19 protein-coding genes are annotated in these 25492 nt (G+C 72.5%); 9 read left to right on the top strand and 10 right to left on the bottom strand.

Going from position 1 to position 25492, the window contains the following annotated elements; translation table 11 throughout:
- Positions 1–56 precede the first annotated feature (56 nt).
- The 3 genes from ASC82_RS22520 to ASC82_RS22530 form a co-directional block, all read right to left on the bottom strand.
- Positions 57–3200, bottom strand: a complete 3144-nt coding sequence (locus tag ASC82_RS22520; RefSeq protein WP_056651084.1) for a protein kinase — start codon at positions 3198–3200, stop codon at positions 57–59.
- Positions 3201–3348: 148 nt separating this feature from the next.
- Positions 3349–5748 carry a serine/threonine-protein kinase gene (locus ASC82_RS22525; RefSeq protein WP_199862593.1) on the bottom strand — a complete coding sequence of 800 codons (2400 nt, stop codon included), beginning with the start codon at positions 5746–5748 and terminating at the stop codon, positions 3349–3351.
- Positions 5749–5953: 205 nt separating this feature from the next.
- Complete coding sequence (locus ASC82_RS22530) at positions 5954–7660, bottom strand: glycerol-3-phosphate dehydrogenase/oxidase (protein ID WP_056651086.1); 1707 nt, start codon at positions 7658–7660, stop codon at positions 5954–5956.
- A gap of 258 nt (positions 7661–7918) precedes the next feature.
- Between ASC82_RS22530 and ASC82_RS22535 the strand changes: the two genes are divergently transcribed.
- Positions 7919–9160: a nucleotide sugar dehydrogenase gene (locus ASC82_RS22535; RefSeq protein ID WP_056651089.1), complete on the top strand. Its 1242-nt coding sequence runs from the start codon at positions 7919–7921 to the stop codon at positions 9158–9160.
- A 110-nt stretch (positions 9161–9270) separates the two neighbouring features.
- Positions 9271–9804, top strand: coding sequence for a hypothetical protein (locus ASC82_RS22540; RefSeq protein ID WP_056651092.1), 534 nt, complete (start codon positions 9271–9273; stop codon positions 9802–9804).
- 83 nt (positions 9805–9887) lie between these two features.
- Here ASC82_RS22540 and ASC82_RS22545 read toward each other — a convergent pair whose 3' ends face one another.
- The 4 genes from ASC82_RS22545 to ASC82_RS22560 form a co-directional block, all read right to left on the bottom strand.
- The gene (locus tag ASC82_RS22545; protein WP_024756695.1) at positions 9888–11012 is read right to left on the bottom strand and encodes a GuaB3 family IMP dehydrogenase-related protein; all 1125 of its coding nucleotides are present in this window, start codon (positions 11010–11012) and stop codon (positions 9888–9890) included.
- A gap of 106 nt (positions 11013–11118) precedes the next feature.
- Positions 11119–12621, bottom strand: coding sequence for an IMP dehydrogenase (gene guaB, locus ASC82_RS22550; protein WP_056651095.1), 1503 nt, complete (start codon positions 12619–12621; stop codon positions 11119–11121).
- Between the two features lie 172 nt (positions 12622–12793).
- The gene (locus ASC82_RS22555; protein ID WP_056552247.1) at positions 12794–13396 is read right to left on the bottom strand and encodes a sigma-70 family RNA polymerase sigma factor; all 603 of its coding nucleotides are present in this window, start codon (positions 13394–13396) and stop codon (positions 12794–12796) included.
- 243 nt (positions 13397–13639) lie between these two features.
- The gene (locus ASC82_RS22560; protein WP_003948568.1) at positions 13640–14251 is read right to left on the bottom strand and encodes a response regulator transcription factor; all 612 of its coding nucleotides are present in this window, start codon (positions 14249–14251) and stop codon (positions 13640–13642) included.
- Between the two features lie 434 nt (positions 14252–14685).
- On the opposite strand from ASC82_RS22560, the gene ASC82_RS22565 reads away from it, so the two are divergent.
- Positions 14686–15066 carry a WhiB family transcriptional regulator gene (locus ASC82_RS22565; protein ID WP_056651099.1) on the top strand — a complete coding sequence of 127 codons (381 nt, stop codon included), beginning with the start codon at positions 14686–14688 and terminating at the stop codon, positions 15064–15066.
- A gap of 77 nt (positions 15067–15143) precedes the next feature.
- Here ASC82_RS22565 and ASC82_RS22570 read toward each other — a convergent pair whose 3' ends face one another.
- Positions 15144–16037 (bottom strand): LysR family transcriptional regulator, encoded by an 894-nt coding sequence (locus ASC82_RS22570; protein WP_056651103.1) that lies wholly within the window; start codon positions 16035–16037, stop codon positions 15144–15146.
- A gap of 116 nt (positions 16038–16153) precedes the next feature.
- Between ASC82_RS22570 and ASC82_RS22575 the strand changes: the two genes are divergently transcribed.
- Both ASC82_RS22575 and ASC82_RS22580 read left to right on the top strand, forming a co-directional pair.
- The gene (locus ASC82_RS22575; RefSeq protein WP_056651106.1) at positions 16154–16840 is read left to right on the top strand and encodes an MOSC domain-containing protein; all 687 of its coding nucleotides are present in this window, start codon (positions 16154–16156) and stop codon (positions 16838–16840) included.
- A gap of 28 nt (positions 16841–16868) precedes the next feature.
- Positions 16869–17642 carry an SDR family NAD(P)-dependent oxidoreductase gene (locus tag ASC82_RS22580; RefSeq protein WP_056651109.1) on the top strand — a complete coding sequence of 258 codons (774 nt, stop codon included), beginning with the start codon at positions 16869–16871 and terminating at the stop codon, positions 17640–17642.
- Positions 17643–17655: 13 nt separating this feature from the next.
- On the opposite strand, the gene ASC82_RS22585 is transcribed toward ASC82_RS22580, so the two are convergent.
- Positions 17656–19179 (bottom strand): right-handed parallel beta-helix repeat-containing protein, encoded by a 1524-nt coding sequence (locus tag ASC82_RS22585; RefSeq protein ID WP_107105945.1) that lies wholly within the window; start codon positions 19177–19179, stop codon positions 17656–17658.
- Positions 19176–20993 carry a DUF2264 domain-containing protein gene (locus ASC82_RS22590; RefSeq protein ID WP_056651112.1) on the bottom strand — a complete coding sequence of 606 codons (1818 nt, stop codon included), beginning with the start codon at positions 20991–20993 and terminating at the stop codon, positions 19176–19178. Before ASC82_RS22590 ends, ASC82_RS22585 begins: the two co-directional genes overlap by 4 nt.
- A 178-nt stretch (positions 20994–21171) precedes the next feature.
- On the opposite strand from ASC82_RS22590, the gene ASC82_RS22595 reads away from it, so the two are divergent.
- The 4 genes from ASC82_RS22595 (at position 21172) to ASC82_RS22610 (ending at position 25476) form a co-directional block, all read left to right on the top strand.
- On the top strand, positions 21172–22302 hold the full coding sequence (locus ASC82_RS22595; RefSeq protein WP_056651114.1) for a substrate-binding domain-containing protein: 1131 nt from the start codon (positions 21172–21174) through the stop codon (positions 22300–22302).
- A 102-nt stretch (positions 22303–22404) separates the two neighbouring features.
- Positions 22405–23721, top strand: coding sequence for a sugar ABC transporter substrate-binding protein (locus ASC82_RS22600; protein WP_056651117.1), 1317 nt, complete (start codon positions 22405–22407; stop codon positions 23719–23721).
- A 4-nt stretch (positions 23722–23725) separates the two neighbouring features.
- The gene (locus tag ASC82_RS22605; protein WP_056651120.1) at positions 23726–24625 is read left to right on the top strand and encodes a sugar ABC transporter permease; all 900 of its coding nucleotides are present in this window, start codon (positions 23726–23728) and stop codon (positions 24623–24625) included.
- A complete protein-coding gene (locus ASC82_RS22610) occupies positions 24622–25476 on the top strand; it encodes a carbohydrate ABC transporter permease (RefSeq protein WP_056651122.1) in 855 nt (284 codons plus the stop codon). Before ASC82_RS22605 ends, ASC82_RS22610 begins: the two co-directional genes overlap by 4 nt.
- Positions 25477–25492: the final 16 nt, after the last annotated feature.

The following is a 25492-nucleotide window of genomic DNA, read 5'->3' on the forward strand; positions in this document are numbered from 1 at the left end:
CCCGGTATCGCGGCCGGTCCGCGCACCGCCCCGGACGGGTCAGCGCCCCGGACGGGTCAGCGTCCCGGGCGGAAGCCCTTCGTGGCCTCGTCGTAGATCTCGGAGACCTTGTCCCGCTCGCTGTTCGGGCCGATGACCACCACGACGTGGTAGCGGCCGCCGGAGATGACGGCGAGGTTCCTGACGGAGACCTGACGCCCGGTGCTGTCCAGCCACCAGTAACTGCCCGTGGCCGTCGCCGTCGTGCCGATGTCGACCCGGCGGGACGACTCCGTACCGGACCAACTGGACGCGCGCAACGGCTCCAGCTCGCGCTCCCTGGTGTTCTGGTACTCCAGCGGGTCGGATCCGTGGTCGGCGACCGAGTCCCTGCCCGGGACCACGATCATCGTGAAATCGCCGCCCGTGTAGCGCACTTGCCCGGCGTCGTTGACCGGGCTGCGCCGCCAGCCGTTCGGGACCCCGATCCGGAAGCCCTCCGGGTCCTGGCGCAGGGTGTACCCGGCGGCCAGGGCGGGGCCCGACGGATCCGCCGGGGGTGGGGTGGTGTAGGGCTTGGTGGGCTTGGAGGACGGCTCGGTCGACGGCTCGGTCGACGGTTCGGCGGGCGCGTCCGTGGTCGCGGACGGGGCGCCCGTGGGCGCGTTGGTACGCGGGGACTGACCGGCCGTCGGAGTGCCCGCGCCCGGCTCCCCCTCGCCCGGCAGGAAGAAGACCGCGTACGCCACGGCCCCGCCGAGCAGGAGCAGGACGAGGAGCAGCAGCGTACGGCCGAGGGCGCGCGGCGAGCCGTCGCCCCGGGCGGGGTTGCGGGGCGCGCGCGGGGTCCTGGGAGCGCGGGGCGCGCGCTGGGGGATCTCCTCCTGGTACTCCGCCCGCGTGTCGGCGTACCCGCTGTCGTACCCGCTGTCGTACCCGCTGTCGTGCGCGACCTCGGGACCGGCCTCGTGCAAGGCCGCCGCGGGCGGCGCGGGGCGGGGGTCCTTGCCCCGCTTGTGCCGGTGCCGACCGGCTGCGGTGCCCGCTCCCTTGCGGCGCCGGCGCACCAACTCGCCGCGGCGGCGCACGATCGGCAGCCGCGTCTCGTCGAAGGACGGCAGCGGTACGACTCCGAGGCCCGCCTCGGGCTCCGGGGCCGAGCGCACGAGGGAGCGCAGCCAGCCGCGCAGCTCCTCGAAGTCGGGGCGCTCGGTGGGGTCCTGGCGCAGCAGGGACTCCACGATCGGGCGCAGCGGCCCGCACTCCTCGGCGAAGGCGGGCGGCTCGGCGCAGACCAGCTGGACGAGCTCGGCTGCGCTGTCCTCCGGGTAGGGGGCGTGGCCCTGGACGGCCCGGTAGAGGAGCGCGCCCAGCGCCCACAGGTCGGTGGCGGGGCCGATCGGCGGGGCGAGCCGCCAGTTCTCGTGCACGGGACCGGCCTGCTCGGGCGCCCAGCGCTCGGTGACCGCACCGACGACGGCGATCCGGGTCTGGCGCGCCCTCTCGGCGTCGAGGCGCGTGGTGGGGCCGCGGTGGGCTTGGGCCGGTACGGCGACGCGCTCGGGCGGCCCGGGGGCGCCGGCGGGCACCGGGAGGCTCGCGGGGTCCGGGGTCGCGGCCGTGTAGCCGGCGGGCAGCGCCGGGCGGCCCGAGCCGGGCAGCACGGGGCCGGAGCCGCCCGCGGGGATCGGTCCGGAGCCGTCGCGCGCGGCGTGCGGCCCGTCGCTCCAGTTCCCGGCCAGGTGGACGCGCGGCGGAGGACCGGCCTGCGGGCCGCGGTACGCCGTACCGCCGCCCTCGTCGTCCTCGTCGTCGTCCTCGTCGTCGTCCGCCGTCTGCGACCACCACTGCGGCTCGGGCGCGCCGGACGCGGGCACCGGGGCGGGCGGCGGGGGTGTGGGTGCGGCGGGGGGATCCGTCGGCGCGGAGCGCTGGACGGGGAGCGCCCCCGATTCGCCGAGCCGCGCCGCGGCACGGGCCCCCGCGCGGTACGCGGCGATGGCCCCGGCCCGCGCGGCCCGCACGTCGGCGGTGGGCGGCGTGGCGGCGGCCGGGGGCTCCGCCCCGGCCCGGGGCTCGGCCGAGGCCCTCGCCCCCGCACCGTACGGGTCGACGCCGTAGGGCTCACGCCCGTACGCGCCGGATCCGGAAGCGTCGTCTCCGGACACGTCGGATCCGGGCGCGTCGGAACCGTCCGGGTCGGAACCGGCGGGGTCGAACTCGCCGCCGTAGCTCCCGCCGCCATACACGTCAGTCCCGTACGAATCGGACCCGTACGCGTCAGTCCCGTACGAGTCGGACCCGTACGGCTCGGGCCCGAAGTCGTCGCCCGTCTCGCCGAGAAGCTCCTCGTCCGAGTCCGCCCCGTACAGGGCCTCCTCGTAGACCTCGGCTTCCTCGGCTTCCTCGGCCTCCTCCGCGTCCTCCTCCTCGGTCTCCTCGTAGACCTCGGCCTCGTACAGGTCGGAGCTGTACACCTCGGCGAACTCGGGCTCGGGCGCGAGCGGGAAGTCGGGCTCGAACTCGCGGGACGCGAAACCGGAGCCCGTCCCGGGCGCCGCCCCGGCGCCGTACCTCGCCCCGAACTCCCGCCCCTCGTCCCCCGGCTCCGGCACGGGCGCGTAGCCGCACAGGGCCTCCTCCGCGGCGCCCACGGCGAGGCCCGTGAGGACCACCCGGCCGTCGTCGCAGACGAGCACGGTCCGGGAGGTGATATTCCGGTGGACCCAGCCGTGGGCGTGGAGCGCGCGCAGGGCGGTGAGGACGTCAGCGCCGATCTCGGCCGCGCGGTACGGGCTCAGGGGCTGCTCGGCGAGGAGCGCGGCGAGCGGCCTGGCGGCCACGACCTCGCTCACTATCCACAGCGACCCGGCTTCCGCGAAGACGTCGAAGACCTGGTCGAGGAGCGGATGGTCGGGGATCTGCGCGGCGGCCTGGGCGGCCTCGATGGCCCGGCGCACGACGGGCTCGGCCGGTCGGCGGGTCGCCCGCCCCGCGCTCCCGTAGGCCTGGGCGGGACCGTCCGCGCCGTCGAGCACCTCGGCGTCGACGAACTCCGGCAGCGGCACCTGGCGGACCAGGACCTCCTGCCCGCTGTACGTGTCGAAGGCACGCGTCTCGGCGAAGTCGTACGCGTCCGGGCCCGCGCCCGCCTCCGCGCCGGTCGGCGGCAGCGGCAGGCGGTAGCGGTCCGCCAGCACCCTTCCCGCGTAGTCGTCCACGACGCCTCCCCACGCGCGCACGCTGTCCCCCGTGGACCCGCGGATCCGTCGGATCACACGAGTCCGTCAATTCCGGTCCGGCACCGTGCAGTTAGCGGCAATTGTCGACTGCGTACGGTCCACGAGCTCTCACGATACGTGGCGCCGGTCAGTCCTTGGGGCTGAACGTCGCGAACGCCGTCTCCCGCAGCGTCCGGCACTCCGCGCCGTCCCACTCGTCGGCCTTGCAGGTGATCATGATGGAGTAGCCGTGCGTGTCGTCCACCTTGAAGCCGCGGTTGAGCACGCGGACGGTCATGCCCTTCTGCGTCCGCTTGAACTCCCAGTCCGCGACCGTCGGGTAGCCCTTGTACGAGACGGGCTTGATGCCGATGTGCTCGTAGTCCTGGCTGGTGACGGCCACGCCCGCCTTGGCCAGCGCCCAGGCGCTCTCCGCGTTGTCCTTCGGGCTGTCGTTGAAGTCGACCTGGACGCGCGGGAAGCCGCCGCTCTCGCTGAAGATGACCCCGAGGTCGTATCCCGGTATCGGGCGGGGCTTGAAGCCGGCGGGCATCGCCATCGAGAAGTGCAGCTTGGAGTTGGTGACGAGGGCGTAGCCGGCGGGCAGCTGCGCGCCGGTGCCGCCGCTGGGCTTGCCGGACGGCGTGGTGCCGCCCTGCCCGGTGGTCGTCCCGACCGTCGTGCCCGTCGTCGTTCCGGTGGTCGTCCCCGTCGTGCCCGTGTCGCCCGTCGAGCCGTTGGAGCCGGTGCCGCCGGGCTGTGCGCCGCCCTGCTGGCCGGGGCCGCCCGGCGTCTGGCCCTTGCCGCCGGAGCCCTCGGATCCACCGGACCCGTCGGCGCCGCCGCCGGACGCGCCGGCCGAGGCCGTCGTGCCGCCGGTGCCCTTGCCCTCGTTGCCCTCGTCGCCGCCGCCGTTGAGGGAGACCGCCAGGATCGTCCCGAGCAGGGCGAGGACGGCGACCGCGGCGATGATGATCAGCGTGCGGCGCGGCACCACGTCGGTCAGCGACGCACGGGCCGGGGCCTGCCGGCCGCCGCCCTGCACCGGCACGGCGGGCTTCGGCTTCGGCTCGGCCTTCGCGGAGGCCGCCGCGTTGCGCACGGACTTCAGCGCGCCTCGTACGCGGTCGACACCGGCGGTCGCCTCGGGCGTCGCGTCCCGGTCGGCGGCCGGGGCCACCGGGGTCCGCTCGGGTCGCGGCGGGAACGGAATGGCCATGGTGGCCTCGGGAGAGACCTTCGGCGCGGCGGCGGGGGCGTCGAGCACGGCCCGCAGCAGGACCCGCGCGCGGGCGTCGTCGAGGCGCTGGGCCGGGTCCTTGGCGAGCAGGCCGTAGATGACCTGCTCCAGCTCGGGTCCCGCGTTCTTCGGCGGGTCGACCGGCTCGGTCATGACCGCCGTGAGGGTGGCGATGGCGGAGCCCTTGTCGTACGGCGGGCTGCCCTCGACCGCCGCGTACAGGAGGCCGCCGAGCGACCACAGGTCGGCGGCCGGTCCGGGCTTGTGGCCGCGGGCGCGCTCCGGCGAGATGTAGGAGGGCGCGCCGACGAGCATGCCGGTGGAGGTGATCGAGGGGTCGCCCTCGACCTGGGCGATGCCGAAGTCCGTCAGGACGACGCGGCCGTCCTCGGCGATCAGCACGTTCGACGGCTTCACGTCGCGGTGGAGGATGCCCTCGCGGTGCGCGGAGCGCAGGACGTCGAGGATGGCGAGGCCGACCTCGGCCGCGCGGTGGGGCGTGAGCGTGCCGTCCTCACGGACGGCGTCGGCGAGGGACTTGCCCTCGATGAGCTCCATGACGATCCAGGGACGGTCGTCCTCGTCGACGACGTCGTACACGGTCACGGCGCCGTTGTTGCGGATCCGGGCGATGGCCTTGGCCTCGCGCAGGGTCCGGGTGATGAGGCGTCGCTTCTCGTCGTCGTCGATGCTGGTGGGGAAGCGGAGCTCCTTGACGGCGACGGTGCGGCCCAGGGTCTCGTCGACCGCGCGCCACACGGTGCCCATGCCGCCGCGCCCGAGGACCACGCCCAGCCGGTAGCGGCCGGCGAGCAGCCTGCCCTCGGTCACCGGGTCCTTGCGCATCCGGTCGCCGCCGAAGGCACTGCCGCGCTCGGCGCGTCCGGTGCCGCCGTCGCCGTCCCCGGCGCCGAAGCCGGCCCTGCCGGTCGACGGCTCGGTGCCCCGCAGCCGGCCCGGCGCGCCGGCCGGTTCGCCGGACACCCCGCCCGGGACGGCGTCCCGGGGCTCGTCGGGGACGGCGTCGCGAGGCTCGCCCGCCGCGTCACCCTTCGAGCCGCCCGTGCTCCCGGCGCCGCCGTCTCCGGCACCGCCCGAGCCCTCGACTGCCTTGGCTCCCGCGTCATCCACGGCGTCCTCCGCGTCCGTCACCACGTCCGTGACCTGCGCGTCCTTCGCGTCCCGCGGGTCCCGCTCCGCCTCGCGCGCGGCCGGGACCGCCCCTCGGTCGCCGTCGGTCGCGGCCCCCGCGGCGGCGTCCCGCCGAGGGTCCTTCGCCGTGTCCCGCGACTGCTCCGCCTCCGACATGCGTCCCCTCTGCGATCCCTGTTCTCCGCCGCGTCTGCCGCTTCCCGCGCGATGCGGTAACCCGCCCTGGAAGAGAGGCCATTGTCCCTCACCTCGGGACCGGTGCCGCCCCCGGGTCCGTACTCCGGGATGACGACGCCCCCGGACACCCCTCAGGTTCCCGCAGGATTCCGGACGACACGGACCTCCCGCCGGAAACGGGCCGTCAGATCGGCACGATGTCCGGCGCTCCGAGCCGTGCGGCGTCCGCCGTCAGGTCGTCGGGCTGCCGCTGCGACTCGCGTTCGGCCTGCACTCTCTTCTCGTAGTGCTCGACCTCCTTGTCGATCTGGTGGGCGTCCCAGCCCAGGACGGGTGCCATCAGCTCCGCGCACTCGCGCGCGCTGCGCGTGCCGCGGTCGAAGGTCTCGATGGAGATCCTGGTCCGCCGGGTGAGGACGTCGTCGAGGTGGCGCGCGCCCTCGTGCGAGGCGGCGTAGACGATTTCGGCGCGCAGGTAGTCGTCGGCCGCCGCGAGCGGTTGCCCGAGGCCGGGGTCCCGGGCGATCAGGTCGAGGATCTGCTCCGTCAGCGACCCGTACCGGTTGAGGAGATGCTCGACCCGGACGACGTGCAGCCCGGTCCTGGCGGCCGTTCTCGCCCGGGCGTTCCACAGGGCCCGGTAGCCCTCGGCGCCGAGGAGCGGGATGTCCTCGGTGACACAGGCGGCCACGCGCTGGTCGAGGCCGTGGACCGCCTCGTCGACCGCGTCCTTGGCCATGACGCGGTACGTCGTGTACTTGCCGCCGGCCACCACGACGAGGCCGGGGACCGGGTGGGCGACGGTGTGCTCGCGCGAGAGCTTGCTCGTGGCGTCCGACTCGCCCGCGAGCAGGGGCCGCAGGCCCGCGTAGACGCCCTGGACGTCGTCCCGGGTGAGCGGGGTCTGGAGCACGGTGTTCACATGCTCCAGGAGGTAGTCGATGTCGGCGCTGGACGCGGCCGGGTGGGCCTTGTCGAGGTCCCAGTCGGTGTCGGTGGTGCCGACGATCCAGTGCCGCCCCCAGGGGATGACGAACAGCACGGACTTCTCGGTGCGCAGGATGAGTCCGGTGGTCGAGTGGATGCGGTCCTTGGGCACGACCAGATGGATGCCCTTCGAGGCACGGACGTGGAACTGGCCGCGCTCGCCGATCAGGGCCTGGGTGTCGTCCGTCCACACCCCGGTGGCGTTGACGATCTGCTTGGCCCGGATCTCGTACGCGCCGCCGGACTCGACGTCCTGGACGCGCGCGCCGACGACCCGCTCGCCCTCGCGGAGGAAGCCGACGACCCGGGCCCGGCTGGCGGCCTTCGCGCCGTAGGCGGCGGCCGTGCGGACGAGCGTCGTGACGAAGCGGGCGTCGTCCATCTGGGCGTCGTAGTACTGGAGGGCGCCGACCAGGGCGTCCTTCTTGAGGCAGGGCGCGACCCGCAGGGCGTTCCGCCGGGAGAGGTGGCGGTGGACGGGCAGGCCGCGGCCGTGTCCGGAGGAGAGGGACATCGCGTCGTACAGCGCGACGCCCGAGCCCGCGTAGAACCGCTCCCAGCCCTTGTGCTGGAGCGGGTAGAGGAAGGGGACGGGCTTCACCAGGTGGGGTGCGAGCCGCTCCAGGAGCAGTCCGCGCTCCTTGAGAGCCTCCCGCACCAGCGCGAAGTCCAGCATCTCCAGGTACCGCAGGCCGCCGTGGATGAGCTTGCTGGACCTGCTCGACGTGCCGGAGGCCCAGTCGCGGGCCTCGACGATGCCGGTGGAGAGGCCTCTCGTGACGGCGTCGAGGGCGATCCCCGCGCCGACCACACCCGCGCCGACGACCAGCACGTCCAACTCGCGCTCCGCCATGGCCGTGAGCGCCTCGGCGCGCTCGGCCGGTCCCAGTGTCGCTGTCCTCACGGTTGCCGCCTCCCGTCGTCCCCCGTGCCGTTCCCGGTTTCGATTCTGGCCCGCATCGGTGACTTCAGCCACCGCCTCGCCGTCACCCTGTGGATAACACTCGGCGACCTTCACGGATAACACTCGGCGACCTTCGGCCGCACAATGCCGCATATCGGTCATATTTACGCCTAGTCTGACATTGCGTTCACCCCGTTCTGTCCACCGGGGTTGCGCCTCGCGTCCCCTCCGGCTACTGGGAAGGACGGCCCACCCCCCATGCCCGCTGATCTCGCCGTCATCGGCCTCGGCCACCACGGACTCCCCCTCGCCCAGGCCGCCACCGCCGCAGGCATCGACACCATCGGCTACGACACCGACCCCCGCCCCGTCGCCGAACTCGCCGCCGGCCGGTCCCCGGTCGACGGCTCGCTCACCGCCCCGGAGATCCGCCGGATGCTCGCGGGAGGCTTCCGGCCCACCACGAACACCGCCGAACTCGGCCGCGTCCGCACCGCCGTCCTCTGCGCGCCGACCCCCCTAGGCCCCGACCGCACCCTCGACCTCACCGCCGTCACCGACGCGGCCCGCGCCCTCGCCGCCCGACTGCGCCCCCACACCACCGTCCTCCTCGAATCCCCCGTCCCGCCGGGCACCACCGAGGGCCCCCTCCGCGAGGTCCTCGAAGCGGGCTCGGGACTCCGCGCCGGCCGCGACTTCCACCTCGCGTACTCCCCCGGCCGCCTCGACCCCGGCAGCCGCACCCACGGCTACGCCGGCACCCCCAAGGTCATCGGCGGCCTCACCCCGGCGTGCACGGAGTCCGCCGCGGCCTTCTACGGGCGTCTCACCGACAAGGTGGTCCGCGCGCGCGGGCCGCGCGAGGCCGAGACGGTCAAGCTCCTGGAGACCAACTTCCGGCACGTCAACATCGCCCTCGTCAACGAGATGGCGGTCCTCTGCCACGAACTCGGCGTCGACCTCTGGGACGTCATCCGCTGCGCCGAGACCAAGCCCTTCGGCTTCCAGGCCTTCCGCCCGGGCCCCGGCGTCGGCGGCCACGGCGTCTCCGTCGACACCATCGGCGCCCACCGCCCGCTCCGTCTCGTCGAACTCGCCGGCCAGGTCAACGAACGCATGCCGCAGTACGTCGTCCAGCGCGCCGCCACCCTCCTCAACGAGCACGGCAAGTCGGCCCGCGGAGCGCGGATCCTGCTGCTCGGGATCACGTACAAACCCGATCTCCCGGACCGTCAGGGCTCCCCCGCCGACGAGATCGCCCGCCGCCTCATGGACCTGGGCGCGGCCGTCAGCTACCACGACCCGCACGTCCCCGACTGGCGCGTCCGCGAACTCCCCGTCCCCCGGGCCGACTCCCTCTACGAGGCCGCCGCCCACGCCGACCTGACGGTGCTGCTCCAGCACCACCGCACGTACGACCTCCAGGGCCTCTCGGTGAAGGCCCAACTCCTCCTCGACACCCGGGGCGCCACCCCCGGCGGTGCGGCCCACCGCCTCTGAGCCGCACCGGCGCACGCGAAACCCCCTGTGGCACCGTCACAGGGGGCTGCTAACCTCCGGGCCTCCTGTTCGCACAGCCGTGCGTCCACGTCCCTGGGGGGATCCACACCATGAGCCAGCCCGTTCCGCCGCCGTCCGGCAACCCGTTCGCCGACGGCGGCGTACCCGGCCCGTACCCGGCCGCCCCGCCGCCCGCCCCGGCCCGAAACAACCTGGGCCTCGGCCTGCTCGCCGGCGTCGCCGCCGCCGTCGTCGGCGCACTCGTCCTGGGCGGCATCATGCGCGCCATGGCCGACGAGGACGGCAGCTACACCCAGCTCGGCATCCTCGCGCTCGCCGTCGGCGCGCTGGTCGGCTTCGCCCTCGGCAAGGTGGGCGGCTCCCACCCGGTCCTGCCGTTCGCGGGCGTGCCGCTCGCCCTGCTGGGCGTCTTCGCGGGCCAGCTCTTCGGCTACGCCCTGATGATCAGCTGGTGGGCCGAGCTGGAGACGCCGTACCAGGCCCCGACCGTGACCGAGGTCCTCACCACGCACTTCTCCGACCTCTTCCAGGCGTGGAAGGAGGAGCTCGGGGCCATGGACCTGCTCTTCTTCGGCATCGCCGGCTACGAGGGCTTCATCATCACCAAGAAGGTCTCCGCCTGACCCCCGCGTCCGCACGTCCGTGTACGTACGCGGAAGGGCCCCGCACCACCCGGTGCGGGGCCCTTCGGCGTACCGGACGAACGTCAGCGCTTGTGCTGCGCGTCCGCGACGGTGACCTCGACGCGCTGGAACTCCTTGAGCTCCGTGTAGCCCGTCGTCGCCATCGCCCGGCGCAGGGCGCCGAAGAAGTTCATCGAACCGTCCGGGATGTGCGACGGGCCCGCGAGGATCTCCTCGGTGGTGCCGACGATGCCCAGGTCGACCAGCTTGCCGCGCGGCACGTCCTCGTGGACGGCCTCCATGCCCCAGTGGTGGCCCTTGCCGGGCGCGTCCGTGGCGCGGGCCAGCGGGGAGCCGATCATGACGGAGTCGGCGCCACAGGCGATCGCCTTCGGCAGGTCGCCCGACCAGCCGACACCGCCGTCGGCGATGACGTGGACGTACCGGCCGCCGGACTCGTCCATGTAGTCGCGGCGGGCCGCGGCCACGTCGGCGACCGCGGTCGCCATCGGGACCTGGATGCCCAGCACGTTGCGCGTGGTGTGCGCCGCGCCGCCGCCGAAGCCGACGAGGACGCCCGCCGCGCCGGTGCGCATCAGGTGCAGGGCCGCGGTGTACGTGGCGCAGCCGCCGACGATGACCGGGACGTCCAGCTCGTAGATGAACTGCTTCAGGTTCAGCGGCTCGGCCGCGCCCGAGACGTGCTCGGCGGAGACCGTCGTGCCGCGGATGACGAAGATGTCCACGCCGGCGTCGACGACGGCCTTGGAGAACTGCGCGGTGCGCTGCGGGGAGAGCGCGGCGGCGGTGACGACACCGGAGTCGCGCACCTCCTTGATGCGCTGCCCGATCAGCTCCTCCTTGATGGGGGCGGAGTAGATCTCCTGCAGACGACGGGTCGCGGTGGCCTCGTCCAGCTCCGCGATCTCGTCGAGCAGCGGCTGCGGGTCCTCGTACCGGGTCCAGAGCCCTTCGAGGTTCAGGACGCCGAGGCCGCCCAGCTCGCCGATGCGGATGGCGGTCTGCGGCGACACGACCGAGTCCATGGGAGCGGCCAGGAACGGCAGCTCGAAACGGTAGGCGTCGATCTGCCAGGCGATCGAGACCTCCTTCGGGTCCCGGGTGCGCCGGCTCGGGACGACGGCGATGTCGTCGAACGCGTACGCCCTGCGGCCGCGCTTGCCGCGCCCGATCTCGATCTCAGTCACGATGTGTGGCCTTTCCCTCTACGTCTGCGCCTACCAGTATCCCCGACACAAGCGTGGGGGGCGGCTCCGGCCACATGCCGGAACCGCCCCCACGCGTCGCGCTGTGTTACTTCCTGCTGTAGTTCGGCGCCTCGACCGTCATCTGGATGTCGTGCGGGTGGCTCTCCTTGAGGCCCGCGGACGTGATCCGGACGAACCGGCCCTTGGACTCCATCTCCTCGATGGTGGCCGCACCCACATAGCCCATCGTCTGGCGGAGACCGCCGACGAGCTGGTGCAGGACGTTGGCCAGGGGGCCGCGGTAGGGCACCTGGCCCTCGATGCCCTCGGGGACGAGCTTGTCGTCCGAGGCCACCTCGGCCTGGAAGTAGCGGTCCTTCGAGTACGACCGGCCCTGGCCGCGGGACTGCATCGCGCCGAGCGAGCCCATGCCGCGGTACGACTTGAACTGCTTGCCGTTGATGAACTGCAGCTCGCCCGGGGACTCCTCGCACCCGGCGAGCAGGCTGCCCAGCATGACCGTGTCGGCACCGGCGGCGAGCGCCTTGCCGATGTCGCCGGAGTACTGCAGGCCGCCGTCGCCGATGACCGGGACGCCGGCCGCGCGGGCGGCGAGCGCCGCCTCGTAGATGGCGGTGACCTGCGGGACGCCGATGCCGGCGACGACGCGGGTGGTGCAGATGGAGCCGGGACCGACCCCGACCTTGACGCCGTCGACACCGGCGTCGATCAGGGCCTGCGCGCCGTCACGCGTCGCGACGTTGCCGCCGATGACGTCGACGCCGACGCTGGACTTGATCTTCGCCATCCAGTTCAGGGCGTTGCTGTTGTGGCCGTGGGACGTGTCGACGATCAGGAAGTCGACGCCCGCCGCGGCCAGGCCCTGCGCGCGCTCCAGCGCCTCGGGGCTGGCGCCGACGGCCGCGCCGACGAGCAGCCGGCCCTCGGCGTCCTTGGCCGCGTGCGGGTACTTCTCGGCCTTGACGAAGTCCTTGACCGTGATGAGGCCCTTGAGGATGCCGGACTCGTCGACGAGCGGCAGCTTCTCGATCTTGTGGCGGCGCAGCAGCTCCATGGCGTCGACGCCGGAGATGCCGACCTTGCCGGTGACGAGCGGCATCGGGGTCATGACCTCGCGCACCTGGCGGCTGCGGTCCGACTCGAAGGCCATGTCGCGGTTGGTGACGATGCCGAGGAGCTTGCCCGCCGGGTCGGTCACCGGGACGCCGCTGATGCGGAACTTGGCGCACAGCGCGTCGGCCTCGGCCAGCGTCGCGTCCGGGTGGACGGTGATCGGGTCGGTCACCATGCCGGACTCGGAGCGCTTCACGAGGTCGACCTGGTTGACCTGGTCCTCGATCGACAGGTTGCGGTGCAGGACACCGACGCCGCCCTGCCGCGCCATGGCGATGGCCATGCGGGACTCGGTGACCTTGTCCATCGCCGCGGACAGCAGCGGAATGTTCACGCGCACGTTGCGCGAGATGCGGGACGAGGTGTCGACCGCGTTCGGGAGGACCTCGGACGCGCCCGGCAGCAGCAGCACGTCGTCGTAGGTCAGCCCGAGTGTCGCGAATTTCTCGGGCACTCCGTCGACGTATGCAGTCATGACACCTTCCCCAAATGGCCTTGATCGGTGCGGATGTCCATGCTAACGGGCCGAAGCCGTGTCTCATTCCACGATCAAGATCAGCCGGAAGCTTTGGACGTTTGTACGTGTACGAAAGGGCTGATCGGCCTCGGCAACGCTTACTGCCCGGCGTAACAGCCCCGCTCGGCAGCTACTGCTCGGCCAGCGCGCGGAGCCGGCTCAGCGCGCGGTGCTGCGCGACCCGGACGGCCCCCGGGGACATGCCGAGCATCTGCCCGGTCTCCTCGGCGGTCAGCCCGACGGCGACCCGAAGGACGAGCAGCTCGCGCTGGTTCTCCGGAAGGTTGGCCAGCAGCTTCTTGGCCCACTCGGCGTCATCGCTGAGCAGTGCGCGCTCCTCGGGACCGAGGGAGTCGTCGGGCCGCTCCGGCATCTCGTCGGAGGGCACGGCCGTGGACCCCGGGTGCCGCATGGCGGCCCGCTGGAGGTCGGCGACCTTGTGTCCGGCGATGGCGAAGACGAAGGCCTCGAAGGGCCTGCCCGTGTCCTTGTAGCGCGGCAGGGCCATGAGGACGGCGACGCAGACCTCCTGGGCGAGGTCCTCCACGAAGTGGCGGGCGTCGCCGGGCAGCCGGTTCAGGCGGGTGCGGCAGTACCGCAGGGCGAGCGGGTGCACACGCGCCAACAGGTCGTGCGTGGCCTGCGCGTCGCCCTCGACCGCGCGGCGTACGAGCGCGCCGATCTCCCCCTGCCCGGCAGGCATGGGGGAACCCACGGTCTCGTCGTCGCGCATCGCTCCATGGTGCCCCGACGCTTCAGCGTTCGTGGCACCGCGTCCGTAGTTGTGCACCGAAGCGTTATGAGCAGGTGCGCCGGTACTCATCTCGCGCGCCCTCCCCTCCCGCTCGATCGACTCGTCCCCGAGGAACTCCACATCTCAAGGATGCGGCATCGCGCGGGGAAGTGACACAAGCCCACCCCGTCCACCCCGCGACGGGCGCGGATGCGGACGGGGATGTGGCCGGTGACCTGCGATTCAGCGCACCAGGCCCCAGCGGAAACCCAGCGCGACGGCGTGCGCCCGGTCCGAGGCGCCGAGCTTCTTGAAGAGGCGCCGGGCGTGCGTCTTCACGGTGTCCTCCGAGAGGAAGAGCTCGCGCCCGATCTCCGCGTTGGACCGGCCGTGGCTCATTCCTTCGAGGACCTGGATCTCGCGCGCGGTGAGCGTGGGCGCGGCGCCCATCTCGGCCGAACGGAGCCGGCGCGGGGCGAGCCGCCAGGTCGGGTCGGCGAGCGCCTGGGTGACGGTGGCCCGCAGTTCGGCGCGCGAGGCGTCCTTGTGCAGATAGCCACGGGCACCCGCGGCGACCGCGAGAGCGACGCCGTCGAGGTCCTCGGCGACCGTGAGCATGATGATCCGGGCGCCGGGGTCCGCGGAGAGCAGCCTGCGGACGGTCTCCACGCCACCCAGACCGGGCATGCGTACGTCCATCAGAATCAGGTCCGAGCGGTCCGCGCCCCAGCGGCGGAGGACTTCCTCGCCGTTGGCCGCGGTGGTCACGCGCTCGACGCCGGGCACGGTCGCGACCGCGCGCCGGAGCGCCTCTCGGGCAAGCGGGGAGTCATCGCAGACGAGGACGGATGTCATGACTGACCTCCGTGGCTCTCGCAGCTGTTGCGCGTCACCTTGAGCCTCCAGGGCTGGTACGTATCGTCACCTGTGCGATTGACGCTCTCGGACACCTGCCCGATCGCTTGTTCCTTCAACCGCCTCCGCACACTCAACGACGGTCACTCGAAAGAGTTACGGGTCGGACGGCAGCCTTCGGCACTCTACGTGAGGAGCCGTAAGCGGAGGAGAGCGACGCGGCCCTTCTGCCCTTCATCGAAAGCTATGCCCCATTTAGCGGGTTTTCTTCCCTTTTTGCAGTGTCTGTGGCTAGATTCGCAATGAGTCATATTTACATCTACTTCGACAGTAGTTGTACTTCCCCGACACCTCGGGGCCCGAGGAGCCCCGGTCGATCAGCCATCCACCCGCCCACCTATCCCGTTCGACACGGTTTCAAGGGGACTAGCGCAATGGCAGATTTCTCCCGCCTTCCCGGACCCAACGCCGATCTGTGGGACTGGCAACTCCTCGCGGCCTGCCGCGGGGTGGACAGCTCCCTGTTCTTCCACCCTGAGGGAGAGCGCGGCGCGGCACGGAGTGCGCGCGAGAACTCGGCGAAAGAGGTCTGCATGCGGTGCCCGGTACGCGCGGAGTGCGCGGCACACGCACTCGCCGTGCGGGAGCCCTACGGCGTATGGGGCGGCCTCACCGAGGACGAACGCGAAGAGCTCATGGGACGCGCCCGGAACCGCCTGATCACGGCGGCACCGACGGCCGCACCCGTCACCACCGTGACGTCCATGACGACATCAGCGGCGGCTGCGGGCCGCCCGATCGTGGAGCGCATGTGAAGGAACGTTTCCTCAACAACGACCGAGCCTGAACCGAACACGAGCGAGTCGCGCCCACGCGCGCGTGGCGGTGTCGCCTACGCGCGCGTGGCGGCGCGGGTGAGTTCGTCGAGCGTGGCGGCGACGGCCGGGACCTGGGCCAGGTCCGGCAGGGTCAGCGCCACGATCTCCCGCTCCACCGCGGGCTCGACGGTCACGGTCCGGGCCCCCTTGGGCCGTACGGACTCGATGGCGAGCTCGGGCAGGACGGCGACGCCCAGACCGGCGCCGACCAGGCCCACCACGGCCGGGTAGTCGTCGGTGGCGAAGTCGATGCGGGGAGTGAAGCCCGCCTCCTCGCAGACGTCCACGAGCTGGCGGCGGCAGCGCGGGCAGCCCGCGATCCAGGACTCCTCCGCGAGCTCGGCGATGCCGACCGAGCCGGCCCCGGCGAGCCGGTGCCCCTCGGGCACCAGGCCCACCAGACGGTCCGCGAGCAGCGGGCGGACGACGAGGTCGTCCCACTCGGCCTGCCCCGCCCCGTACCGGAAGGCGAGGGCCACGTCGCAGTCGCCCTCCCGGAGCATCTCGATCGAGCGCGGCGGTTCGGCCTCGACGAGGGAGACCCGGGTGCCGGGGTGCTTGGCGCGCAGGGCCGCGAGGGCGGTGGGGACGAGGGTGGAGCTGCCGCTGGGGAAGGAGACCAGGCGGACGCGGCCCGCCCGGAGCCCGGCGATGGCGGCGACCTCCTCCTCGGCGGCGGTGAGCCCCGCGAGGATGCCGGAGGCGTGGCGGACCAGGACCTCGCCGGCCTGGGTGAGGCGCATCTCGCGGCCCGTACGGATCAGCAGCGGGGTGCCGGCGGACGTTTCGAGCGCCTTCATCTGCTGGCTGACGGCGGGCTGGGTGCAGCCCAGTTCGCGCGCGGCGGCCGAGAAGGAGCCGGTGGCGGCGACGGCGCGCAGGACGCGGAGGTGGCGGGCCTCGATCATGCGCTCAAGCATAAGCGAATCTTGGGTGAAGCGGCGAATGTCCAGGCGATCCTTTGAGGAGTGGGCCCTGTGGATATCTTCCGAGGGGTGTCCCCGTATCCCCGTAAAGTGCCCGCATGACCTTGTTGAGCGTGAATGTGGGCCGGGCCAGGGCAGTGGACTACACGGACTCCGCGTCGGGGACGACGGCCATCGACAAGCGCCCCGTCGACGGTCCCGTGCGCATCGAGGCGCCGGGTCCGCCCGGGGTCGGACGGAGCGGGGTCGCCGGGGACACCGTCTGCGACCTGCGGTTCCACGGCGGCGACGACCGGGCCGCGTACGCCTTCGCCCGCGAGGACATGGACCTGTGGGAGCGGGAGCTCGGCCGCGAACTGGCCCCGGGCTCCTTCGGCGAGAACCTCACGACCCTCGGGCTCGACGTCAACGGCGCCCTGATCGGGGAGCGGTGGCGGATCGGCGAGGACGTCGTCCTCGAAGTGACCGGCGGCCGCATCCCGTGCCGGACGTTCGCGGGCTTCGTGGAGGAGAAGGGCTGGGTCAAGCGGTTCACGCAGTCGACGGCCGGACCCGGCGCGCTGCTGCGGGTGATCGTGCCGGGCGAGGTGCGGGCGGGCGACCCGATCACGGTCGTGCACCGGCCGGACCACGACGTCACCGTCGCGCTGCTGCACCGCGCGGCCACCGCCGAACGCACGCTGCTGCCCGCCACCTTGGCCGCGGCGGAGTGGATGGAGTCGGGGCTGCTGGCGCTCGCGCGTCAGTACGCGGAGAAGTACGGGCGCGCGAGCGGCGAGGCGTAGGGCGCGAGCGGGGCACTAACGTGCCGGTATGACGACTGCACTGATTACGGGCGCCACCGCGGGCATCGGGGCCGCCTTCGCACGGAGACTGGCGGCGGACGGTCACGACGTCGTGCTGGTGGCCCGGGACGTGAAGCGGCTCCGGGAGCAGGCCACCGAACTGCACGACCGGCACGGCGTCGAGGCCGAGGTCCTCTCGGCGGACCTGGCCGAGGAGAAGGGCATCGCCGCCGTCGAGGCGCGGCTCTCCGACCCGAAGCAGCCGGTCGACGTGCTCGTGAACAACGCCGGTTTCGGCAACAAGGGCCGCTTTCTCGAAGTCTCCATGGCCGACGAGCTCAAGATGCTGACGGTGCACTGCGAGGCGGTGCTGCGGCTGACCTCGGCCGCGGCCTCCTCCATGAAGGAGCGCGGCCGCGGCGCGGTCGTGAACGTCGCCTCGGTGGCGGCCTTCGTGCCCCGCGGGACGTACGGGGCGTCGAAGGCCTGGGTCGTGCAGTTCACCCAGGGCGCGGCGCGGGACCTCGCGGGCAGCGGGGTGCGGCTGATGGCGCTCTGCCCCGGCTTCGTACGGACCGAGTTCCACGAGCGGGCCGGGATGGGGACGGACAACATCCCGGGCTGGATGTGGCTCGACGCGGACAAGCTGGTGACGGCGGCGCTCGGGGACCTGGAGCGGGGGAAGACGCTGTCGATCCCCGACCCCCGCTACAAGGCCCTGATGGGTGTGGTGAAGCTGGCGCCGCGCGGCCTGCTCGGCGGGGTCTCCTCCAAGGCGGGCCGCAAGTACGGTCCGAAGTAGCGCCGTACGGGCTCTAGTTCACGCCCGGTCCCTCGTACGCCCCGATGTTCGGAACCGACGTCGCCGACACGGCGTTTCCGAACCAGTCCCTGCCGCCGTTGTCCGCGATGAGCGTGCCGGCGGTCAGGGCGGGGGAACCGGCGCCGAGCCGCAGGTCGGGGCGGAGCAGGGGGTCGGCGGTGAGGCCGCCGGGGTTGGGGCGGGTCATGGCGATGCCGTGGAAGAGGTTGTGAGAGAAGGAGAGCCCGGGCGTCGGGTTCTTGAAGGCGTAGCCGTCGCTCGCGCCCTCGTTGACGAAGACGTTGTTGCGGATCGACAGCTCGTGCTGGGTGGTGGCGGGGCTGCCGGCGTCGTCCTGGACGAGGTAGGCGGGGACGGTGGTCCTGTTGACGAAGGTGTTGTTGTAGATCTGGGTGTTGAGGATGGGGCCCCAGCAGTTCTGGATGAGCCGGGCGCCGTCGTCGACGCTGACGTTGTAACGGACCACGGTGTCGAGGGTCTTGGCTCCGCTGTAGGGGCAGATCAGCAGGAAGCCGCCCTGGTTGTCGTGGCTGTTGTTGTACTGGAAGACGGTGCCCTTCGAGGCTCCGTCGGCGTCGAAGGACATGCCGTCCTTGGTGCCGCCGCCGCCCGAGACCTCGTTGTGCTCGATGAGGGTGTCGTCGGTGTTGAAGGTCCAGACGCCCGCGTTGGCGGCCTTGGAGCGGAGCTGGAAGCCGTCGATCCTGTTGTGGTCGACCCGGGCGCCGCTGGTGGTGTCGAGCTTGATGCCGTCGCCGGCGAGCGAGGTCAGCGTGTTGTGGTGGATCCGGACGCGGAGGCTCGGGGTCCAAGCGCCGGGGTAGGCGTTCGGGTCCTGCTGGTTGCCGACGAGGTCGCGCTTGGAGAAGCGGGACTTGAAATAGATGCCCTCGCGGTCGACGTCGCGGATGTCGTTGTGGTGGATGTCGAGGCCGTCGTACCAGCTGGGGATGGTCGTTCCCTCGACGGCGACGTGGATCGCGCTGGATCCTGTGAGGGTCTTGAAGTCGCCGCCGCGGACGTCGTGGATCGACAGGTGGTCGAGCGTGATGCCCTTCGCGGCGCCGTAGTCGGCCAGGCGGAGGCGGACGCCGTTGCGCTCGGTGCCGGGGGCGGCCGCGTTGGTGATCTCCAGGCGGGTCAGGCGCAGGTACCGGGTGTCGGCGAGGAGTACGGCGTCGTGGGCGCCGTTTCCGTCGATGACCGCGCGGCCGGCCGCGGCCCCGTAGTCGGCGATGGTGAAGGGGTACGCGGCGGAGCCGGCGCCCTGGGGCTGGAGCGTGCCGGTACAGGTGGTGCCGCGCTTGAACAGAAGCTTGTCGCCGGGCCCGTAGGGGTGGGCGTTGGCCTCGGCGAGGCTGGTCCAGGGGCGCTGGACGCTGCCGTCGCCCGTGCTCTGGGCCGAGCAGTCGACGTGGTGGCGGTGGCCGGGCGGGGCGGCGGCCTGGGCGGGGACGGTCGCGAGCAGGGGGAGTACGAGGGCGGCGGCGAGGGCGTGGGCACGGCGCTGGGTCACAGATCCTCCGGAACGAGGGCGTCGAGGTCCAGTCGGGTGGTGGTGCCGTTCTGCCAGGTCACGTGCAGGGTGTGGCCGGTGACCCGGACGTCTGCGAGGTCGGCCACGGGGACCGGGGCGGCTTCGGCGGTGAGGGAGGCGAGGGCGACGAAGAGGCTCTCGGGGCCGCCTGTGGCGCCGTGCAGGGCGAGGGCGCGGCTACCGGAGCCCTGAAGGGTTTCCCCGGCGGGGAGTTCGGTCGCGTCCGGGCCGTATCCGTGGACCGGGTGGAGTGCGGCCCGCGGGCCGTCGGGGGTGGTGGCCCAGCCCGTCTGCCGTACGGGCGTCCCTGCCGGGGCGCCGAGGACGAGGTGGGCGCGGACCTCCGCGCGGCCGTGGGCGAGGGTCGCGGAGACGACCCGGGCGCCGGGCAGCGGGTGGTGGACGGAGGCGGCCCAGCCGGGGCCGGTGCCGGCCGGGACGGCGGCGCCGCGCCGGGTGGCCTCTCCCCCGACGAGCAGGGCGAAGTGGTTGTCGGCGGGTGCGGGCCCGGTGCTGGGGCCGGTGCGGGTGGAGTAGGCGTGGCGGGCGTAGCCGGGGTCGTCCTCGGCCGCTCCGGCGCTGTGGACGTGGTTGCTGCCGTGGTTGTGGAGGCGTACGAGCCCGTCGGCGGCGGTCGTCTGGACGAGCAGTCCGGCCGGTGCGAAGGGGCGGACGGTGTCGGCGACTTCGGCGGGCAGGGCTTCCTCGGGGGCGGTCCAGGCGGGGTGCCCGGCGGGCAGGAGCAGGCCGAGGAAGCCCTTGGACGCCCAGTAGGGGGAGCCGGGGCCCGAGTACTCCTGGACGAGGGGCGGGTACGGGCCGTGCCAGCCGAGGGTGAGGAGCCCGCGCTCGTCGGTGGCGCCGCGGTCGAGGAAGTACCGCAGGGAGCCGGAGGCGAGGCGGCGGGTCGCGCCGGGCGTGAGCGGGGTGTGGCCGGTGAGGGTGCCGAGCCAGGGGGCGGCGGCTGCGGCGAACCGGTAGATCAGGGACCGCCCGTACGGGAGGGGGGCGCCGTTCGCGTCGAAGAGGTGGGTGTAGTCGTCGAGGTGGCGGCGCAGGCGGGGGCCGTACCGGTCGAGGAGGGTCCGGTCGCCGGCGAGGTGGGCGTGGAGGACGGGGTAGAAGTGCAGGGCCCAGGCGTTGTAGTGGTCGAAGGCGCGGTTGTCGCCGTCGCTGTACCAGCCGTCGCCGAGGTACCAGTCCTCGACGCGGGCGAGGGAGCGGTCGATGGTGGCGGCGGCCCGGTCGGTCTCGATGCCGGCGTCCTGGAGGAAGCCGGCGACGGTGAGGCCGAAGAGCCACCAGTTGTTGTCGACGGGTGACGGTCCGAGGGCGGGGCGGAGCCAGTCGGCGACCCGTTGGCGGGTGAGGTCGTCGAGGCGGTCCCAGAGCCAGGGGCGGGTGAGGCGGAGGCCGAGGGCGACCGAGGCGGATTCGACGACCGCCTGGCGGGTGCCGGTGGTGAGGGGCCAGGAGTCGGGGTCGTCGCTGCCGGGCTTCTCGGTGCCGGCGGCGAGGCCTTCGGCGTACCGGTCGAGGTGGCCGTGGGGGTCCTCTCCCTGGGCGCCGGCGACGCGGAGGGCCGCGAGGAGGAAGGTGCGGGCCCAGCCCTCCAGGCCGTCGGAGCGGGCGCCGGACCAGCTGGGGCGGGGTCCGGGGAGGTCGATGAGGCCGCCGCGGGGCGAGGCGTGGGGGCGTACGGACAGGAGGAGGCGGTCGGCCGTGGTCTCCCAGTGGGCACGGGTCCAGCCGGTGTACGGACTGAGCTCACGGTTCTCGGGCGGCGTGGGCATGATGCTCCCTGAGGGCTCCCTGGGTGACGGCTGCGTCGCCGGGAATCCTGAACAGGCTTCGATCGAACGTCAAGGGAATCGGAGCGAATGATCGAAACTCCCGTCGTTCGATCATTTGTGGACTAGAGTCGAGAGACCTGATCCAGGGACCACCACCACCGCGAGGGGGAACCGCACCGTGCGCGAGAGTGCCGCCGAACGACACGACCGACTGCTGGCCCTGGTCCGCGAGCGCGGCACAGCGCGCGTCGCCGAACTGGCCGAGCGGCTCGGGGTCTCCCCCGTCACCGCCCGCCGGGACGTCGAGGCGCTGGCCGGGCAGGGCCTGCTCGACCGGGTGCACGGCCAGGTGTCCTGGCCCCAGGGGCAGGGCGCCCCGGGCGCGGGCCGGCCGGGCGAGGGCCTGGTCCTCGGCCTGCTCGCCCCCTCCGCCACGTACTACTTCGCCGAGGTCATCCGGGGTGCGCACGAGGCGGCGGCGCGCGCCGGCGCCCGGCTGGTGCTGCGCGTCTCGGACTACCGGCCGGAGGAGGACCGTGCCCGCACCGAGGGGCTGCTCGCGGCGGGCGCCGAGGGCGTCCTCGTCGCGCCCGGCTGGCGCGGGCCCGAGGACCGGCTCGCCTACGGGGACTGGCTGGCCGAACTCCCCGTACCGGCCGTGCTCCTGGAGCGCAGGGCCGAGCCGGGCAGCCCGCTCGACGGCCTGGACCGGGTCGTCTCCGACCACGGCCACGGCGTCCTCCTCGCCCTGCGCCACCTCATCGGACTCGGCCACTCGACGCCGCTGCTCGTGGCCCGCGGGGACTCCCCGACGGCGCTCGCGGTGCGCGCCGGGTACACCGAGGCGCTGGGGACACTCGGCCTCGAAGAGCCCCGGCCGGTCATCGAATCCGTACCCGCCGAGGCGGACCCGGAGGGCTTCGAGCGGGCCGTGCGGGCGCTGTACGAGGCGGTCCGCTCGGGTCTCGCGGGCGCGGCGCTCGTCCACAACGACGTGGACGCGATCGAGATCGTGCAGCGCCTGGCCGAGCTGGGCGTGCGGGTGCCGCAGGACCTGGCCCTGATCGCGTACGACGACGAGGTCGCGGCCCTGGCCGACACCCCGCTGACGGCGGTCGCCCCGCCCAAGCGGCAGGTGGGGCGGTACGCCGCGGAGCTGCTCGTGGAGCGGCTCACCGAAGGCGGTGAGGGGTCCGGCGAGGAGGCGCCGCGACGCCATCTGAGCCTGCTGCCGCGGCTGCGGGTGCGGGACTCGTGCGGGGCGGCTTCGGGGCACGCGGGTCCGGGGCTCTCCGCACGATCGATCTGATCTTTTTTCGATCAATCAATCTTTCGCTCTTGACTTCGGTCATGAACGGTCACAGGATCACGGCCACAACCTCCCAGCCGCCCCGCCCCCAGGAGCCGTGCCGTGACCCGTACTTGGAGCAGAACGTCCCGCGTCATAGCCGGCACCGCCACCGCCCTGGCCGTCCTCACGGCCTGCGGCGGCGGCGGTGACGACACCGCAAGCAAGCCGAACGGCCCCGTGACCATCACCTTCTGGGGCTGGGCCAAGGGCTCCAAGGACGTCGTGGACGCCTTCAACGCCTCCCACACCGACATCCAGGTGAAGTTCGAGGAGATCCCCTCCGGCACCGCCGGCGGCTACGCCAAGATCTCCAACGCCGTGAAGGCGGGCAACGCCCCCGACCTGGTCTCCATCGAGTACTCCTCGCTCCCCGAGTTCGTGAGCTCCGGCGCACTCCAGGACATCGGCGGCGAGTTCACCGAGGCCGAGCGCGCGAAGCTCCTCCCGCAGACCGTCGAACTCACCACCCTCGGCGGCAAGTCCTGGGCCGTCCCCTTCGACGCCGCACCGCAGGCCTTCTTCTACCGCAAGGACCTCTTCGCGAAGTACAAGGTCCAGGCCCCCACCACCTGGGACGAGTTCAAGAAGGCCGCCGAGCAGGTCAAGAAGGCCGACGCCAAGGCCCGTATCGCCACGTTCTTCCCCGACGACCCGACGACCTTCGAGGCGATGGCCTGGCAGGCCGGCGCCCAGTGGTTCAAGGCCGAGAACGACACCTGGAAGATCGACACCGCCGACCCGGCCACCACCAAGGTCGCCGCCTACTGGCAGGGCCTCCTCGACGCCGGCCTCGTCCACAAGAACGCCTCGTTCAGCCCCGAGTGGACCGGCTCCCTCAAGAACGGCACCACCATCGGCTACCTCGGCGCCTCCTGGGGCGCGGGCGTCCTCAAGGGCACGCTGCCCGAGCAGAGCGGCAAGTGGGCCGTGGCGCCCATGCCCAGCTGGGACGGCAAGCCCGCCAGCGGCATGCTCGGCGGCACCTCCTTCGCCGTGACCAAGGACAGCAAGCAGAAGGCGGCGGCCGTCACCTTCGCCGAGTGGATGTCCACCACCGAGGAGGGCGTGAAGGCCCGCATCGCCTCCGGCACCTCCTCCGCCTTCCCCGCCGCCGCGAGCCTGCGCCCGGTCGCCAAGAAGGCCTTCGACGCGAGCTACTACGGCGGCCAGGACATCTACGCCCTCTTCGAGGCCTCCGGCGCGTCCATCAACCCCAGCTGGTCCTGGGGCCCGACCACCGGCACCACCAACACCACGATCAAGGACCACTTCGGCAAGATCGTCCAGGGCGGCCCGACGATCGCGGACGCCGTCAAGGCCGGCCACGACGCCACCGTCGCCGAGCTCACCAAGCGCGGCCTGAAGGTCGAGGGCTGACCGCGTGAAGGCCCGCACCCGCGCCGCCGCGATCCTGCTGACCCCGTTCTTCCTGCTGTTCACCGCGGTGATGGTGGTGCCGATCGGCTACGCGGTCTGGCTCAGCCTCTTCACCGAGAAACAGTCCGGACTGGGCTTCGGCGGCGCCGAGACCGTCTTCAGCGGCCTCGACAACTACACGGCGGCGCTGGGTGACCGGGCCTTCCGCGAGGGCTTCGGCGTCCTGCTCGGATACTGCCTGCTCTACATTCCGCTCCTGCTCGTCGGAGCCCTCGCCCTCGCCCTCCTCCTCGACTCGGCCCTCGCCCGCGCCCGCCGCTTCTTCCAGCTCGCGCTCTTCCTGCCGCACGCCGTCCCCGGCATCATCGCCGCCCTGATCTGGGTCTACCTCTACACACCCCAGCTCAGCCCGGTCGTGCAGGCGATGGAGGCGGGAGGCATCGGCTTCGACTTCTTCTCCCCCGCAGGCGCACTGCCCTCCATCGTCAACATCGCCCTGTGGGAGTGGCTCGGCTACAACATGGTCATCTTCTACGCGGCCCTCCAGGCCATCGACCGGTCCGTCCTCGAAGCGGCCACCGTCGACGGGGCCGGCGCCTGGCGCATCGCCTTCTCCATCAAGGTCCCGCTGGTCAAGGCCTCGCTCGCGATGGTCGGCCTCTTCACGATCATCGGCTCCCTCCAGCTCTTCACCGAGCCGCTGATCCTCAACAAGGGCACCGGCTCCGCCGTCACCTCCACCTGGACGCCGAACATGTACGCCTACACCGCGGCCTTCGACCGCAACGACTACGGGCTCGCGGCGGCGGCCTCCGTGCTCCTCGCCCTGACGGCCGCGCTGCTCTCCTTCGTCGTGACGCGCCTGACGGGCCGCCGCAAGGCGGGGAAGGAGCGCACGGCATGAGCAAGCCCCGCACCGGCAACGCCTGGCTCTCCAAGGCCGCCGTCAACGGCGCCCTCGTCCTCGCCGTCGTCTACATGCTCTTCCCGCTCGTGTGGCTGCTGACCGCCGCCACCAAGGACGCCGGAGGCCTCCTCGCCGGAAACGCCTTCTCCTTCGAGGGCTTCGACCTCGGCGGCAACCTCTCCCGGCTCGCCGAGTACAACGACGGCATCTACTTCCACTGGTACCTGAACAGCCTCCTCTACGCCGGATTCGGCGCCCTCGCCTGCTCGCTCGTCAGCGTCGCCGCCGGATACGCCTTCCACGTCTACGACTTCCGGGGCAAGGAGAAGCTCTTCGGCCTCGTCCTCCTGGGCGTGCTGGTCCCCACCACCGCGCTCGCCCTGCCGATGTACCTCCTCGCCAGCGAGGTCGGCGTCGTCAACACCTACTGGGCCGTCCTGATCCCCGTCCTCGTCAACCCCTTCGGCGTCTACCTCTCCCGGGTCTTCTGCGCGGGCTACATCCCCGACGAGGCCCTGGAGGCCGCCCGGATCGACGGGGCCGGCGAGCTGCGCGTCTTCTGGTCCATCGGCCTGCGCATGGTCATGCCCGGCTTCGTGACCGTCTTCCTCTTCCAGTTCACCGCCATCTGGAACAACTTCTTCCTCCCCCTGGTGATGCTCTCGGACCAGAAGCTCTACCCCCTGAGCCTCGGCCTGTACGCGTGGAACAGCAACGCCCACGCCGAACCCGACTTCTACCCCCTCGTCGTCACCGGATCCCTGCTCGCCGTCGTCCCCCTCGTCGTCGCCTTCGTCTCCCTCCAGCGCCACTGGAAGGCGGGTCTGACCGCCGGCAGCGTCAAGTGAGGAGCACACGTCCCAC

This window comes from Streptomyces sp. Root431, from assembly GCF_001426585.1.
GTDB classification, from domain to species: Bacteria; Actinomycetota; Actinomycetes; order Streptomycetales; family Streptomycetaceae; genus Streptomyces; species Streptomyces stackebrandtii.

Bases quoted from the DNA above. Each gene is read 5' to 3' on its own strand.
- ASC82_RS22525 (WP_199862593.1), bottom strand. From the start codon at position 5,748: ATGTCGGAGGCGGAGCAGTCGCGGGACACGGCGAAGGACCCTCGGCGG.
- ASC82_RS22535 (WP_056651089.1), top strand. From the start codon at position 7,919: ATGCCCGCTGATCTCGCCGTCATCGGCCTCGGCCACCACGGACTCCCC.
- ASC82_RS22540 (WP_056651092.1), top strand. From the start codon at position 9,271: ATGAGCCAGCCCGTTCCGCCGCCGTCCGGCAACCCGTTCGCCGACGGC.
- guaB (WP_056651095.1), bottom strand. From the start codon at position 12,621: ATGACTGCATACGTCGACGGAGTGCCCGAGAAATTCGCGACACTCGGG.
- ASC82_RS22555 (WP_056552247.1), bottom strand. From the start codon at position 13,396: ATGCGCGACGACGAGACCGTGGGTTCCCCCATGCCTGCCGGGCAGGGG.
- ASC82_RS22560 (WP_003948568.1), bottom strand. From the start codon at position 14,251: ATGACATCCGTCCTCGTCTGCGATGACTCCCCGCTTGCCCGAGAGGCG.
- ASC82_RS22565 (WP_056651099.1), top strand. From the start codon at position 14,686: ATGGCAGATTTCTCCCGCCTTCCCGGACCCAACGCCGATCTGTGGGAC.
- ASC82_RS22570 (WP_056651103.1), bottom strand. From the start codon at position 16,037: ATGATCGAGGCCCGCCACCTCCGCGTCCTGCGCGCCGTCGCCGCCACC.
- ASC82_RS22575 (WP_056651106.1), top strand. From the start codon at position 16,154: ATGACCTTGTTGAGCGTGAATGTGGGCCGGGCCAGGGCAGTGGACTAC.
- ASC82_RS22580 (WP_056651109.1), top strand. From the start codon at position 16,869: ATGACGACTGCACTGATTACGGGCGCCACCGCGGGCATCGGGGCCGCC.
- ASC82_RS22590 (WP_056651112.1), bottom strand. From the start codon at position 20,993: ATGCCCACGCCGCCCGAGAACCGTGAGCTCAGTCCGTACACCGGCTGG.
- ASC82_RS22610 (WP_056651122.1), top strand. From the start codon at position 24,622: ATGAGCAAGCCCCGCACCGGCAACGCCTGGCTCTCCAAGGCCGCCGTC.